Annotated in this window: 12 protein-coding genes; 3 read left to right on the top strand and 9 right to left on the bottom strand. The window is 63.8% G+C overall.

The features are described from left to right. Nucleotides 1-23: 23 nt before the first annotated feature. The gene (locus ACX17K_RS17810) at nucleotides 24-812 is read right to left on the bottom strand and encodes an alpha/beta fold hydrolase (protein ID WP_231151498.1); all 789 of its coding nucleotides are present in this window, start codon (nucleotides 810-812) and stop codon (nucleotides 24-26) included. A 162-nt stretch (nucleotides 813-974) separates the two neighbouring features. On the opposite strand from ACX17K_RS17810, the gene ACX17K_RS17805 reads away from it, so the two are divergent. The 3 genes from ACX17K_RS17805 to ACX17K_RS17795 all read left to right on the top strand — a co-directional run bounded on the left by ACX17K_RS17805 (nucleotide 975) and on the right by ACX17K_RS17795 (nucleotide 5,726). Then, nucleotides 975-2,783 carry a GGDEF domain-containing protein gene (locus tag ACX17K_RS17805; RefSeq protein WP_493775821.1) on the top strand — a complete coding sequence of 603 codons (1,809 nt, stop codon included), beginning with the start codon at nucleotides 975-977 and terminating at the stop codon, nucleotides 2,781-2,783. Between the two features lie 423 nt (nucleotides 2,784-3,206). After that, nucleotides 3,207-4,382, top strand: a complete 1,176-nt coding sequence (locus ACX17K_RS17800) for an ABC transporter ATP-binding protein (RefSeq protein ID WP_493775820.1) — start codon at nucleotides 3,207-3,209, stop codon at nucleotides 4,380-4,382. 54 nt (nucleotides 4,383-4,436) lie between these two features. After that, nucleotides 4,437-5,726: an NAD(P)/FAD-dependent oxidoreductase gene (locus ACX17K_RS17795; RefSeq protein WP_493775819.1), complete on the top strand. Its 1,290-nt coding sequence runs from the start codon at nucleotides 4,437-4,439 to the stop codon at nucleotides 5,724-5,726. A gap of 196 nt (nucleotides 5,727-5,922) precedes the next feature. On the opposite strand, the gene ACX17K_RS17790 is transcribed toward ACX17K_RS17795, so the two are convergent. The 8 genes from ACX17K_RS17790 to yajC all read right to left on the bottom strand — a co-directional run bounded on the left by ACX17K_RS17790 (nucleotide 5,923) and on the right by yajC (nucleotide 15,154). Next, nucleotides 5,923-6,960: an FRG domain-containing protein gene (locus ACX17K_RS17790; protein ID WP_493775818.1), complete on the bottom strand. Its 1,038-nt coding sequence runs from the start codon at nucleotides 6,958-6,960 to the stop codon at nucleotides 5,923-5,925. A 445-nt stretch (nucleotides 6,961-7,405) separates the two neighbouring features. Then, a complete protein-coding gene (locus ACX17K_RS17785; protein ID WP_493775817.1) occupies nucleotides 7,406-8,278 on the bottom strand; it encodes a trypsin-like serine protease in 873 nt (290 codons plus the stop codon). Between the two features lie 115 nt (nucleotides 8,279-8,393). After that, nucleotides 8,394-9,212 (bottom strand): MBL fold metallo-hydrolase, encoded by an 819-nt coding sequence (locus tag ACX17K_RS17780; RefSeq protein ID WP_493775816.1) that lies wholly within the window; start codon nucleotides 9,210-9,212, stop codon nucleotides 8,394-8,396. A 76-nt stretch (nucleotides 9,213-9,288) separates the two neighbouring features. Next, nucleotides 9,289-11,184 (bottom strand): DNA mismatch repair endonuclease MutL, encoded by a 1,896-nt coding sequence (gene mutL / locus ACX17K_RS17775; protein WP_493775815.1) that lies wholly within the window; start codon nucleotides 11,182-11,184, stop codon nucleotides 9,289-9,291. Between the two features lie 70 nt (nucleotides 11,185-11,254). Continuing rightward, entirely contained in the window at nucleotides 11,255-11,899 is a 645-nt protein-coding gene (locus ACX17K_RS17770; RefSeq protein ID WP_347369769.1) for a DedA family protein, read from the bottom strand. A gap of 74 nt (nucleotides 11,900-11,973) precedes the next feature. Continuing rightward, nucleotides 11,974-12,909: a protein translocase subunit SecF gene (secF, locus tag ACX17K_RS17765; RefSeq protein WP_347369768.1), complete on the bottom strand. Its 936-nt coding sequence runs from the start codon at nucleotides 12,907-12,909 to the stop codon at nucleotides 11,974-11,976. A gap of 3 nt (nucleotides 12,910-12,912) precedes the next feature. Next, nucleotides 12,913-14,760, bottom strand: a complete 1,848-nt coding sequence (gene secD / locus ACX17K_RS17760; protein ID WP_021477045.1) for a protein translocase subunit SecD — start codon at nucleotides 14,758-14,760, stop codon at nucleotides 12,913-12,915. A gap of 67 nt (nucleotides 14,761-14,827) precedes the next feature. Further along, complete coding sequence (yajC, locus tag ACX17K_RS17755; RefSeq protein ID WP_021477046.1) at nucleotides 14,828-15,154, bottom strand: preprotein translocase subunit YajC; 327 nt, start codon at nucleotides 15,152-15,154, stop codon at nucleotides 14,828-14,830. Nucleotides 15,155-15,185: the final 31 nt, after the last annotated feature.

Genomic DNA, 15,185 nt, shown 5'->3' with positions numbered 1-15,185 from the left:
TGTCTTGAGAATGGTTGGCCGCCTCAGTCCTGGCGGAAGCGGACGATGGCGCGGGCAAAGGCTTCCACGGCCTCGATGTGCAGCACGTGGGCGGCGCCGGGCAGCACTTCCAGCTCCGCGCCCGGTATCAGTTCCTGCAGCAGCCGCGCCTGGTACAGCGGCGTCAGCCGGTCTTCGTCTCCGACCAGTATATGCACCGGGAGTTGCAATTGAGGCAGCCAGGTGCGGGCGTCGTGCTGGCGGACGCCGTTGATCAGCCGGATCACGGCGTCCCAGTCCACCATGCCCGCCAGCAGCTTCAGATCGTCCAGCATCGCGGCGTTGCCGGCGAGAAAGCGGCTGGAAAACAGCCAGGGCACGCTGATCTGGTAGCGCAGGTCCAGGCCGCCCTGGCTGTTGGCGGCGATCCAGCTGTCGCCGATGTGGTGGTTGACGGCATCGGCCCAGGCCAGCGTGCCGGCCAGCAGCAGGCGGCTCAGCCGGTCCGGATGGCGATGCGCCAGATGCTGCGCCACCATGCCGCCGTAGGACAGGCCCGCCGCGTACACTTGCGGCAGTTGCAGCCAGTCCAGCAGCGCGGCGGCCAGATCGGCCTGCTCGGCCAGCGCGTAGAGTTCGCCCGGCGGATGCTCGCTCTGTCCCTGGCCGAGGAAGTCCATGCGGATCACCCGGAAATGCGGCTCCAGCAGCGGCATCATCAGCGTCCAGCCGACGGTGGACATGGTGATGCCGTTCAGCAGCAGCAACGGCTGGCTGCCGTGGCCGCTTTCCTCGTAATAGATCTGATGTCCGGCTAGCTGGGCGTACGGCATGGCGGGCGCTCCTGTCCTGGGCGGTGTCGTGCTTATTCATTCTAGAACCGGGCGCGCCCGGCTGAACAGATGGCGGACGCAAATCGCCAGTGTAATGTCGATGACATTTATTGTCGGTAGATTATCCAGGTTGAGCGGAATTCAGGCAGTCGGTCGAGAAATATGCAAACTTGCGTCGAGCCATCCCCTCCGGCCGGGGTGGCGGGGTGGTGCCGGGAACTGGAGCAGATCATCGGACAGCGCCGGCTGCAGCCGGTGTTCCAACCCATCGTCGATCTGGAGGCTGGCAGCATCCTGGGTTACGAAGGGCTGATACGCGGCCCGTCCGACAGCACGCTGCATTCGCCGATGATGCTGTTCGAGGCGGCTGAGCGCTGCCAGATGCTGCTGTCGCTGGATTTGGCCTGCCTGCGCGCCTGCGCCGAACGCTTTGCCGAGCTGGATCTGCCCGGGCTGTTGTTCGTCAACATCAATCCCGAAACGCTGTTGGCCGAGGAATCCCGTCCCGGCGCGCTGCTGTCCTTCCTCGCCCGCATCGGCCTGGACCCCAAGCGGGTGATCTTGGAGTTGACCGAAACCCGACCCAACGGCGGTTACCTGGCCTTGCGCGAGGTGACCGCCCGGCATCGCGGCGACGGCCTGCGCATCGCGCTGGACGATCTGGGCGAGGGCTTTTCCAACCTCAGGCTGTGGTCGGAGCTGAGGCCGGACTTCGTCAAGCTGGACAAGCATTTCGTGCAGAACATCCATCTTGACCCCTTGAAAGAGCAGTTCGTCCGTTCGATGGCGGACATCGCCCGCGAGTCCGGCGCGCTGCTGGTGGCCGAAGGAATAGAGTCGGCGGCCGAGCTGCGCACGCTGTGCCGGCTGGGCGTGCGTTACGGCCAGGGCTATCTGCTGGCCCGGCCGCAAGCGGCGCCGACGCGCGAGATTCCGCTGCAGGCGGCCGCGCTGCCGTGGTTTGGCGGCCGCCGCCACGGGCTGCGCAACCAGCCGCTGGCGCGCGATCTGCTGCTGGAGGTGGAGCCTCTGGAAGCCGGCGTGCCGAACGAAACCGCCTACCGCCGCTTCGCCGACGATCCGGCCTGCTTCGCCATCCCGGTGGTGCAGGGCGGCGTGCCGGTGGGCCTGCTGCGCCGCCACCATCTGCTGGAAAGCTTCGCCAAGCCGTTCAACCGCGAGCTGTACGGCAAGAAACCCTGCCAGCTGATGATGGACAAGCAGCCGCTGGTGGTCAGCGCCGACCTGACCGTGCACGAGCTGTCCAGCCTGGTGGTGGCGGCCGAGCAGCGCTATCTGGTGGACGGCTTCATCATCGCCGAGAACGGACGCTACCTGGGCATGGGCACCGGCTTCGCGCTGATGCGCAAGATCACCGAGCTGCAGCTGTCCGCCGCGCGCTACGCCAATCCGCTGACCGGCCTGCCGGGCAATGTGCCGATCAACGAGACCATAGACCGGCTGCTGGAGATGCGGACCCCGTTTGTGGTGGTGTACGCCGATCTGGACCACTTCAAGCCTTTCAACGATTTGTACGGCTACGCCGCCGGCGATGCCCTGATCGAGCTGGTCGCCCATCTGCTGCTGGAGTGCGTGGATCAGGAGCGCGATTTTGTCGGCCATGTCGGCGGCGACGATTTCGTCGCGTTGATGCAGTCGGAAGATTGGGAATGCCGGCTGCGGCGGATGCTGGAGCAGTTCGGCGAGTTGGCGGCTCAGCATTTTTCCGACGTCCACCGCGCCGCCGGGGGCTTCGAGGTGGCCTCGCGCAACGGCGAGCCGGTGTTCCTGCCGCTGACCACGCTGTCGCTGGGCGTGGTGCGGGTGAGGGCGGGCCAGTATCTGAGCCATCACGAGATCGGCGCGGCGACGGCGGAAGCCAAGAAGCAGGCGAAGAAGCTGTCCGGCAACAGTCTGTTCGTCGAACGGCGTCAGCCGGGCGCGTCATCGTGCTGTGCTTGCGGCCGTTGAGCATGCGGGGATTGGATCTGGATTTTCTCTCCAAGTGTTTGATGTCTTAAACGCTGGCTTGCCGCAATGCGGCATTTTTCTGGCTGAGGCGCGCAAGCCACAGACAATCGTTCTAGCGCGATCAATCTTGCGATCCCTGCTTGTCAAATTTCTTAAACATGGCATAGGCTGTGTCCACGACTGGCGCATCAGACGCCGGCAGCCGCCCGCACCGCGGCGGGGGAGTGTGAGGACAGGCTTGCCGCAGGCCCGCGTCCTTCCCCTTTCATCGCTCCATCTTTCCCGGCAATGCCGGCAGCGCTTTGCCATGCTGTAAGCGTGCCGGCGGCGCCAAGAGGCGGACGGATTCGTCCGCCGCGTGTCTCAAGCGTCCAAAACAGCAAGCGGCGCCGGCAGGGCGCCGCAGTCGGAGGGAGTGGGAACATGTCGGAAGCCATCGCGGCCAGCAAGCAAGCAGCCAGCCCCATCGCCAGCGCGGTCCCGGCGGGCGTCGTCGCAGGGAGCGAGCCGCCGTACCTGAGGATAAGCGGCGTGGTGAAGAAGTTCGGCGACCACCTGGCGGTGGACCATATCGACCTCGACATCCGCCGCAACGAGATCTTCGCCTTATTGGGCAGCTCGGGCTGCGGCAAGTCCACGCTGCTGCGCATGCTGGCAGGGATGGAAACGCCGACTTCCGGCCGCATCATTCTGGACGGCCAGGACATGCAGGGCCTGCGGCCGTACGAGCGGCCGGTCAACATGATGTTCCAGAACTACGCGCTGTTCCCGCACATGACGGTGGAACAGAACGTCGCCTTCGGCCTGAAGCAGGACGGCGCGCCGCGCGACGAGATCGCCGAGCGGGTGGCGAAGATGCTGGATCTGGTGCAGATGCGCAAATACGCCGGCCGCAAGCCGCACCAGCTGTCCGGCGGCCAGCAGCAGCGGGTGGCGCTGGCGCGCAGCCTGGTGAAGCGGCCCAAGCTGCTGCTGCTGGACGAGCCTCTGGGGGCGCTGGACAAGAAACTCCGGCAGCAGACCCAACTGGAGCTGGTCAACACCATCGAGGCGGTGGGCGTCACCTGCATCATGGTCACCCACGACCAGGAAGAAGCGATGACCATGTCCAGCCGCATCGGCATCATGAGCGAGGGCAAGCTGCTGCAGGTGGGCACGCCGACCGAGATCTACGAATACCCGAGCTGTCGCTTCACCGCCGAATTCATCGGCGAGACCAATATGTTCGAAGGCGCGGTGGTGGTGGACGAGCCAGACCGGGTGGAGATCAATTCGCAGGAGCTGGGCGGCATCATCCACATCGACCACGGCATCACCGGACCCAAGGGCATGCATGTGTGGGCCAGCGTGCGGCCGGAGGACGTGCGGCTGGACAAGCAGCCGCTGCCGCCCGGCGCCAACCGCGCCGCCGGCACAGTGCGGGACATCGCCTATCTGGGCAGCTACTCCGTCTATCACGTGAAACTGGCCGGCGGCAAGATCGTCAAAGCCGTGGTGCCATCGTCGCGCTGGTGCGACGCCAATGAGACCGCGCCAACCTGGGACGAGACGGTCTACCTCAGCTGGCGCGCCGACTCGCCGGTGGTGTTGACCCAGTGACATCCGCGCCCCGGCTCGCCGGGGGCTTCCCTTTTGATCTGCCTTGAGGACTTTATGCTGCGTTTCGCCCATCAGCCGCATCCGCCATCCTATTACGCCGCCACCGCCCACGCCTGGGACCCGCAGCCTCCGCTGCGCGGCGAGGCAAGCTGCGACGTATGCGTGGTGGGCGGCGGGCTGGCCGGGCTGTCGGCGGCGCTGAACCTGCGGGAGAAGGGCTTTTCCGTCCTCCTGCTGGAGGGCTCGCATGTCGGCTTCGGCGCTTCCGGCCGCAACGGCGGCCAGGTGATCGCGGGCTATGCCGGCGATATCGACGGCATCCGCTCCCAGGTGGGCGAAGAAGCGGCCAAGGCGCTGTGGGACATGTCGGTGGAGGCGGTGGAAATCATAGACGAGCGTGTGCGCCGCCATGATATCCAGTGCGACTGGCAGCGTGGCTACGTCAGCGCGGCGGTGAAACCGCGGCACATGCGGGAGTTGGAGGACTGGCAGCGCGAAGCCGAGCAGCGCTACGACTATGGCGGCATGCAGCTGTGGGACCGAGCGGCGCTGCGGGACAAGCTGGCCAGCGAGCGTTACCAGGGTGGCTTGTTCGACCCGCGCTCCGGCCATCTGCATCCGCTCAACTACACCCTGGGCCTGGCCCGCGCGGCGCTGGCCGCCGGCGTGGCCATCCATGAGCAGACGCCGGCACTGAGCATCGAGCAGGGCGACGCGCCCAAGGTCTTCACTGAGCACGGCGTCGTGCGTTGCCGCCACCTGGTGCTGGCCTGCAATTCCTATATCGGCGCGCTGGCGCCGCAGCTGGAGCGGCGCATCATGCCGGCCGGCACCTATGTGATCGCCACCGAGCCGCTGGGCGAGGAGAGGGCGCGCGCGTTGATCGCCGACAATATGGCGGTGTGCGATACCAATTTCGTGCTCGACTACTACCGGCTGTCGGCCGACCATCGTTTGCTGTTCGGCGGCAAAGTCAGCTATTCCGGCCACGAGCCGCGCGATCTGGCGGGCTCCATGCGCGCAGACATGCTGCGCGTGTTCCCGCAGCTGGCCGATGTCGGCATCGATTACGCCTGGGGCGGATTCTGCGACATCACCGTCAACCGCGCGCCGGATTTCGGCCGCCTGTCGGGCAATGTCTACTATCTGCAAGGCTTCTCCGGTCACGGCGTCAACATCACCGGCCTGGCAGGCAAGGTGGTGGCCGAGGCGATCGCCGGCACCTCGTCGCGGCTGGACCTGTTCGCCAAGATCCGCCACCGCGACTTCCCCGGCGGCAAGCTGCTGCGCACCCCGGCGCTGGTGTTGGGGATGGCTTATTACAGGATGAGGGATTATCTATAGGGATAGACCTCGGTTTAGGCTATCGAAAATTTGTGGCCCTTCGCTTCATTTCCTATTTTCGCAAAAAATAGAACACCATTGAATAGACCTCTGTGGTCCATTCTAAACAGTTTGCTCGTAGTTTTAAAATCGGGCACATTTTATCGGTTATGAACTAGAAATGGTAGATAAGCTGCTCCAATCTATGAGGCTGATATCAATAGGTAGTGTCGTGATTGGAATCAGCTTCGTCTTGCTGAATTTGCACACGACGCACAGCTATGGCCCTGGCTTTTACTGTGGCAAGCATTTTTTCGATCCACTCTTGGTCTGTGAGCAGAGATGCAACATGCTGGTCTGTTAATAGTTGCCTATAGGAAGTTTGATGAATCAGTGTGGAAATTTCGTTACGCACAGCCGGCAGATCACTCAGACGAATCCCGCAAGGATCGGTCGTGAATGATTTCAAAGCAGCTTCAACGAGATCGGCTGGAATTTCGCCGCAAGCAAGAATCTCTTCCGCAACATCAGCAAGTGGGTCATGTGGAAACAACTTTTTTCCACCTTCAAACATTTCTAGAAAATGCTGTCCTACCCGATGATCATGATGGAATTGCAGCATCTCAACACCCGGCCATCCCTCGAATCCATGACGAAGCGGAAGTTCTACAACCCAAGCGCACTGCTCACTTGGTCGTGGTAACTTCTGAGGCCCAAGAGGGATGTAGTCGTCAAATGGGTTTTCAATGTTCCTTAGCTTAACCCGATATATCACGCCCACGCCTGAACTGATGGGTCGCCAGCCATCGACGTTTTCGCGACAGGTTGCAAAGAATGCACTTACATTGAAGTCATCAGTTAGATCTAGGTATCCAGTTGGAATTCCATAGTGCTGCGCGAGCGCAATTTCGTTCAAATCCAGATTCTGGCTGGCGGCATGATGGCTGATGGGGTGTCGGGTCAGTTCGCGGCCAAACCACCAAGATTGGGCTAGTCGAATAGCGATCTTAGCTTGATCAGAAATGGAGGCTTCGAAGATGTTCACTATATCTGTGGACTGTAAACCTCGAGTGATTGTTGTGAGCATCGGGGCGTGGCGAGCATTCTGGCCTCTGTAGAGCGTGGAGATAGAGAGCGGGATTGCTCCACCCTTTCCTTCATCAGAATACCAATACCAGCAGTCCTCACGGTGAGACCGATGGTCAACATAGTTTCTCGATATTTCGAGAAGCGCTGTAGCCGGGACTATTTGCATGGAGGGCTTCCTATGAGCTAATGGGAAACAGGGGATAAACCACGGCCCCCGACAGCCGAAACGGCGCAACCATGGCCTGTCCCAAATCTACCAAGCTCATTGGCCGTGCATGAACAATTTTTCCAGATCGCACATGGTCAGGGCCGTAGGTTGGACTAAGCTTGCGTAGCCCAACGTTTACCGTGAGATATGGCGATCAATATTTATGGGGCCGTGGGTTTTCTCGGAAAGCATTTGGCTTCATTTGTTTAGCCCAACTTACGGTCCAAGTGCAACGTCATTGTGCATATGGCGCGGGCATGCTCTATCACATAAGCGGCGCATCCCCTTAATGGTGATGCGCCGTTTTCTTTTGGGTCAAGCCAGAGTGGTGGATTAGGTACCGTGTAGGTCGATGCAGAGCAGGCGAAGCCCAGCGTCTACCGTGATGCATTGGAATCAATGGTCAGAACAAATACCCCCCTGCATACAGCGCTGTCGCCGCATTATTGATGATGGGCGCGTCCGGCGGCAGCCGGTCGGGCAGGAAGTTGGCGCCCAGCGTCGCGCCCATCAGGTAGACCCGGCTGCCGTTGACGTGGAATGCCGGGCCGCCGGAATCGCCGGTGGCGGTGCTGCTGTTGTTGGATGCCTCGACAATCAGCGCGTCGGTGAAGTAGAGGTCGGGACGGCTCTGGCGCAGAACCTGGGCCTGGCGGGACGCGATGGCGGCGTTGCGGACCTGGAAAGGGTGGGACAGGTTGAGCTGGCCGCCCTGGGCGTTCAGCACGTCGCCGAAGCCGGTGACGAACACGCCTTTGCCAGTCGGGTCCTGGCGGTAGAAGGCCAGGTCGCTGTTGCTGTAGGCCACGCGGTGCAGCGGGCTGGCGGCGATGTAGTCGCGTATCGGCAGCTTGGCCTTGAAAGAGATGAACATCAGGTCGTAGTCCCAGCGGCCGTGGCCGTTGCGGAATTCGATGTCGCTGCTTTCCGAGTCCAGTCTTTGCTCTTTCGCCGGCAATGGCTGGCGGGTGTTGTCCGGCGTGGTGGTGGGGTAGTCGTAACCGACTTTCAGGCCGTCGAGGAAGCCGGTGATCAGATTGGCGACTTGGTCTTCGTTCCACGCCGTCGGCGTGGCGATGCCGGCGCGCACGCACAGATTGTGCTTGGCGGTGACGATGCCCTGGATCTGGTTGGCGTCGATGACCAGCACGCCCGAGCCGGTGAAGCGGTCGTTGCTCAGCCTGACCGAGCTGAACTGGATCTGCTCCCTGACCGCTGGCGGCAGTTGGGCAAAGGCGTTCAGCGCGTCTCGCTTGGCGGTGTCGTTGAATTGCATGTTCCGCTCCTTCAGTCTGGGGCCGGCGGGGCGCGCGGCGTTCATTCGCAGGGACGAGGAGGGGGCCGGTTTGTGAAGGGCGGCCGGCGCGGGGCCCCGCGGAAGCCGGGAGGACTCAGTCGAAGACCAGCCGATTGCCGACGGCGATATTCGTTTGCCTGGGCAGGAAGTGGCGGGCGTAGCCGCTGCAATGGCAGGCGAAGAGCTGGGTGCCGGCCTGGGACTGGAAATAGCGGCGGACATTCAGCAGCCGCAGCGGGCCGGCGCTGCGCAGGTGGAAGCCGCCTATCACCGCCCGCACGCGGCTGTCGCCGCAGACTTCCATCGCGTAATCGACGGTGTGGCGGATGCCGGAGTGGGCGCAGCCGCTGAAGATGATCAGGCCTTTTTCCGTGCGGCAGACCAGAGCGGAGTCGTCTTCCACCCGGTCCGGCGCGCTGCGGCGGGTTTGCGGCCACTGCCGGCCCATGGCGCGCCGGCCTTCGCGGTAGGTTCGGCGCGGAATGCGGCCGAGAAACACGAAGTCGTCGGCGAAAGGGTAAGGCTCCCGGTGCAGCTGAAGATCGAAGCGATTCTCCATATCGGCCGGCATGGCCGGGATGCCCAGCCGCCGCAGCTGCCATGGGCCCAGCATGGCGGCGCGCGGCAGTAAGGCGTGAGGATGCGCGATCAGCTGCGGCCGCTTGTCCGCCGGCAGGATGGGGGACAGCGCGGCGAGGCCGCCGCTATGGTCGTAATGGCCATGGGACAGCACCAGATGGCTGAGCGTGGACAGATCGACGCCCATCTTTGCGGCGTTATCCAGCAGCAGGCCGCTGCGGCCGGTGTCGAACAGTACGCGGTGTCCGTTGTGCTCTATCCATAGCGACAGGCCGGCCTCTGCCTGCAGGGCTGGCCGGTGGCTATGGTTTTCCACCAATACGCTGACTCTCATCGGGGTTTGGCGAGCGTGCCGCGTCGCGTCGGGATCAATGCTGGTCTGGTCATTCTATGGGTGAGCAAGGATGGGATTACTGGCCGCGCATGAACAGCTTGTCGAGGTCGCGCATCGTCAACCGGCTCCAGGTGGGGCGGCCGTGGTTGCATTGGCCGGAGCGTTCGGTGGCTTCCATGTCGCGCAGCAGCGCGTTCATTTCCGGCAAGGTCAGCTGGCGGTTGGCGCGCACCGCGCCGTGGCAGGCCATGGTGGCCAAGAGCTCGTTGCGGCGCTCGGTCAGCACCTGGGTCAGGCCGAATTCGCGCACGTCCTTCAGCACCGCGCGAGCCAGGTCCACCGGATCGCCGTCCTTCAGCCACACCGGCACGCCGCGCACGGCGATCTGGGTCGGCGACAGCGGCGCCAGCTCCACGCCCAGCCGCTTCATCTCCTCGCCGTGTTCGTGGGCGGTGGCCACTTCCATGCGGTCGGCGGCGAAGGATACCGGCAGCAGCAGCGGTTGCAGCGGGATGGAGTCGGCTTCCAGCGCGGTTTTCAGCCGCTCGTAGACGATGCGCTCATGGGCGGCGTGCATGTCCACTAGGATCAGCCCTTCGGCGCACTGGCTGAGGATGTAGACGCCGTGCAGCTGCGCCAGCGCGAAGCCCAGCGGCGGGATGCCGTTTTCGTCGTGGGCGGGCATCGCCAGCACCGCCGGATGCGGGAGCGGCGCGGCGGGGGAGGGCATGGCCAGCTCGGAACGCGACAGCGCCCGCTCTTCCTCGCGCAGGCCGCCGAACATCTTGTCGTAAACGCCCACCGCCTCGCGCGCCACATTCAGCGGGATGGACTGCTGCTGATATTGGAAAGGCTGCGGCGCCGGCATGCCGGACGAGGCCGGCCGGGGCGAGGCGCTGGCGAACAGCGGCGCCGATTCGCCGCGCGGCAGCTGCGGCGCGGCCGGTTCCGCGCCTTCCACCTGCACCGTCGGCGCGGCGCCGGCGCTGGTGCCGGCCAATGCCTTGTGCACGCTGTGGAACAGGAACTGGTGCACCGCCTGGCTTTCGCGGAAGCGGACTTCGATCTTGGTCGGGTGCACGTTGACGTCCACGCCGGACGGCTCAAGCTGGAAGAACAGCGCGTAAGCTGGATGGCGGTCGTGGTGCAGCACGTCGCGGTAGGCCTGGCGCAGCGCGTGCTGCGCGGTCTTGTCGCGGACGAAGCGGCCGTTGACGTAGAAGTACTGGGCGTCGCGGCTGGCTTTGGAGTAAGTGGGCGAGGCGACGAAGCCGGTCAGCGCCAGCGGGCCGGCCTGGCTGTCCAGCGGGATGGCGGCGGCGACGAAGTCCTTGCCCAAGAGCGCTGCCACGCGGTCCTCGGCGCTTTGCGACGGCAGCCGCCAAGCCACCTTGCCGTTGTGGCGCAGCAGGAATTCGACATGGGGGTGCGCCAGCGCGATGCGCTCGAAAGTGGCCGCGCAGTGCGCGTACTCGGTGTTTTCGCTTTTCAGGAATTTGCGCCGCGCTGGGGTGTTGAAGTACAGATCCACCACTTCCACGCTGGTGCCGTGCGGATGGGCGGCCGGCTCCACCGGATGCAGCGCGCCGTCGATCGCGATGATCTGGTGGGCGTGATCGGCATCGTGCGGCCGGCTGATCAGCGTCAGCCGGGACACCGACGCCACGCTGGCCAGACCCTCGCCGCGGAAGCCCAGCGTGGATACCGATTCCAGATCGTCCAGCGAGGCGATCTTGCTGGTGGCGTGGCGGTCCAGCGCCAGCGGCAGGTCGTCGGCGGCGATGCCGGCGCCGTTGTCGGTCACCCGGATCAGCTTGATGCCGCCCTGGGCCAGGTCCACGCTGATCCGCGTCGAGCCGGCGTCCAGGCTGTTTTCCAGCATTTCCTTCAGCGCGGAGGCGGGGCGTTCCACCACCTCGCCGGCGGCGATCTGGTTGACGAGGTGGTCGGGCAGGCGTTGGATGCGTGTCATGGGCGGCGTTTGAGAGTGATGGCAATGCAAAAGGCCGCACTCAAGGCGGCCTTGTCGATTCTACTACGGATCAGCCGCGGGCGGCCGCGCGCTTGTGGCGCCAGATTTCGATCAGCCCGGGCAGGAACGAAACGAAGATGATGCCGAAGATCAGCAATTCCAGATTCTTGCGCACGAAGGGCAGGTTGCCGAAGAAATAGCCGGCGTAGGTGAAGCCGACCACCCAGGCGACGGCGCCCACCACGTTGTACTTGAGGAACTGCGGATAGTGCATCTTGCCGATGCCGGCGACGAACGGCGCGAAGGTGCGCACGATGGGCACGAAGCGGGCGAAGATGATGGTCTTGCCGCCGTGGCGCTCGTAGAAAGCGTGGGTCTTGTCCAGGTACTGCGGCTTGAGGATGCGCGGGAACATGTCGAACAGCCGCATGCCGACATTGCGGCCGATCGCGTAGTTGGTGGCGTCGCCCAGGATGGCGGCGACAATCAGCAACAGCACCAGCAGGTGCGGGTTCATCTGGCCCATCGCGGCCAGCGCGCCGGCGACGAACAGCAGCGAATCGCCGGGCAGGAAGGGCGTGACCACCAGGCCGGTTTCGCAGAACACGATCAGGAACAGGATGGCGTAGATCCAGAGACCGTAGGCGGCCACCAGCTGGGTCAGGTGGGTGTCGATGTGCAGGATGAAGTCGATCAGAAACGTGATGGCTTCCATGATTTCCGTTATGAGCTAGGTGGGCAAACGCGAAACTGGCCGGACAAGCCGGCCAGTCGTTCAGAAGGCGATGATCAGACCACCGCTTCCTCTTTTTGTTTCACCGGCTTGATCATGTGCTCGCGCTTCACGCCCAGCCACAACGCGATCGGGCTGGCCACCAGCACCGACGAGTAGATGCCGAACACGATGCCGATGGTCAGCGCCATCGCGAAACCGTGCAGCGCCGGGCCGCCGAATACCAGCATCGACACCACCATCATCTCGGTGGAGAAGTGGGTGATGATGGTGCGGCTCATGGTGGAGGTGATGGCGTTGTCGATCACTTCGGCCACCGCGTGGCCGCGCATGCCCGGCTTGCGGAAGTTTTCGCGGATCCGGTCGAACACCACCACCGACTCGTTCACCGAGTAGCCCAGCACCGCCAGGATGCCGGCCAGCACGGTCAGCGAGAATTCCCAGCGGAAGAAGGCGAAGCAGCCGAGGATGATCACCACGTCGTGCATGTTGGCGATGATGGCCGCGACGGCGAAGCGCCATTCGAAGCGGATGGCCAGGTAGAGCATGATGCCCACGCAGACCAGGATCACCGCGGTCAGACCGTGGGTGACCAGCTCCTCGCCGACGCTGGGGCCGACGAAGTCAACCTTGCGCAGCTGCACGGTCGGATCGGCGGCCTTGAGCTGGCCCATCACCTTGTCGGACAGCTGGGCGGTACTGGTGCCCGGCTTGTTCGGCAGGCGGATCATCACGTCGCGGCTGCTGCCCAGATTCTGCACCGTGGATTCGCCCAGCTTCAGCGCGTCTACTTTCTCGCGGATCTGGTCCAGGTTAGCCGATTGCTGGTACTGCAGCTCCAGCACGGTGCCGCCGGTGAACTCCACGCTGAAGTTCAGGCCGCGGGTGGCCAGAAAGAATACGGCGAGCACGAAGGTCACCAGCGAAATCGCGGTGGTGAGCCGGCCGTAGCTCATGAACGGGATGTCCCGTTTGATGCGGAAAAGCTCCATGGTTTAGCCCTTGTTTTCCGGTTTCCACACCTGGCCGATGGCCAGCGAGGTCAGTTTGCGGCGACGGCCGTACCACAGGTGAACCAGGCCGCGCGACACCACCACCGCCGAGAACATCGAGGTCAGGATGCCCAGGCAGTGCACGATGGCGAAGCCGCGCACGGGGCCGGAGCCGAAGATCATCAGCGCCAGGCCGGCGATCAGCGTGGTGACATTGGAGTCCAGGATGGTGTGCCAGGCGTGGTCGTAGCCGGCGTGGATCGCCGAGTGCGGCGGCATGCCGTTGCGCAGCTCCTCGCGGATGCGCTCGTTGATCAGCACGTTGGCGTCGATCGCCATGCCCAGCGCCAGCGCGATGGCGGCGATGCCGGGCAGGGTCAGCGTGGCCTGCAGCATCGACAGCAGGGCGATCAGGAAGAACACGTTGATCGCCAGCGACAGGCCGGAGAACACGCCGAACAGGCCGTAGTACAGCACCATGAAGACGACGATGGCGGCGAAGCCCCACAGCGTGGCGTGGAAGCCCTTCTCGATGTTTTCCTTGCCCAGGCTCGGTCCGATGGTGCGCTCTTCGATGATGTTCATCGGCGCGGCCAGGGAGCCGGCGCGCAGCAAGAGGGCGGTGTCGTTGGCTTCGGCGCTGTTCATGCTGCCGGAGATTTCCACGCGGCCGCCGCCGATCTCGGTGCGGATCACCGGCGCGGTGACCACTTCCTTGCGGCCTTTTTCCACCAGCACCATCGCCATGCGTTTGCCGACGTTTTCGGCGGTCAGCTGGCGGAAGATGGCGGCGCCGGTGCTGTCCAGGTTGATGCTGACGGCGGGCGCGCCGAACTGGTCGAAGCTGGGCTGGGCGTCGTTGATATTGTCGCCGGTCAGCTCCACGTCGCTCTTGAGCAGGATCTTGCTCTGGCCGCGGGAGGTGGCTTCGTCCAGCAGCTCGTAGCCTGCGGGCACGTTGCCGGCCAGCGCTTCGGCCACCTTGCCCTGGTCGTCCTCGACCATGTGCACTTCCAGCGTGGCGGTGCGGCCGATGATGTCCTTGGCGCGGGCAGTGTCCTGGATGCCGGGCAGCTGCACCACGATGCGGTTCGGGCCGGCCTGCTGGATGATGGGTTCGGTGGTGCCCAGCTCGTTCACGCGGTTGTGCAGCGTGGTGATGTTCTGCTTGACCGCGTCGTTCTGGATCTTGGTGATCTCTTCCGGCTTCAGCGTCAGCAGCAGCTTGTTGGCGGAGTCGTCGGTGCGGACCGCCAGGCTGGGCAGCATGCGGTAGGCCACGTCCTGGGCCGACTTCAGCGTGTCTTCGTCACGCAGCTGCACTTCCAGCGTGTTGCCGTTGCGCTTGATGTTGCCGTAGCGCACTTGCTTGTTCTTCAGCTCGCGGCGCAGATCGCCGGCATAGCGTTCCATCGCCTTGTCGGTGGCGGCTTGCATGTCCACTTCCAGCAGGAAGTGCACGCCGCCGCGCAGGTCGAGGCCCAGGAACATCGGGTTGGCGTGAAGCGCCGTCAGCCAGGACGGGGAGGCGGGCAGCAGGTTCAGCGCGATGATGTAGTTGTCGCCCAGCGCGTGCTGGATGGCGTCGCGCGCCTTCAGCTGGGTGTCGGTATCCTTGAAGCGGACCTTCAGGCTGTTGGCGTCGAGAAAGACGCCGTCGGGGCTGATGTTCTGCGACTTGAGCGCGTCTTCCACGCGGCCCATCACGGCGGAGTCCACCGGAATCGACTGGCGCGAGCTGGAGACCTGCACCGCGGGGGTCTCGCCGTAGAAATTGGGCAGCGTGTAGATTGCCGAGATGATCAGCGCCACCACGATGACGAGGTATTTCCAGAGAGGGTAGCGGTTCATGTTCTAGTTCTGGAGTGGGAAATGAACAAGGCCGCCTGCGGAGCGTTCCGGGGCGGCCGTGATGGGCTTACAGCGACTTCAGCGTGCCCTTTTCCAGCTTAGCGCCGACGGCGCTGCGCTGAACGTGGATTTCCACGTTGTCGGCGATTTCCAGGGTTAGGTATTGTTCGCTGACTTTGGATACGCGGCCGACGATGCCGCCCTGGGTGACCACTTCATCGCCCTTTTGCAGTTCGGACAGCATTTTCTGGGTTTCCTTCATGCGCTTCTGCTGAGGGCGGACCATCAGGAACCAGAACAGCACGAAGATCACGATCATGGGCAGGAAGCCCATCAGGTCGAAACCTGCGGGAGCTGCGCCGCCGGAGGCGAAGGCGGGAGTAATGAAGGACATCAGGGAAACTCCTAAATTTCGTTATGACTTC

The sequence above is a fragment of the Chromobacterium sp. INPA-IVC genome (assembly GCF_059047085.1).
This window is presented reverse-complemented; position numbering and strand designations above follow the sequence as displayed.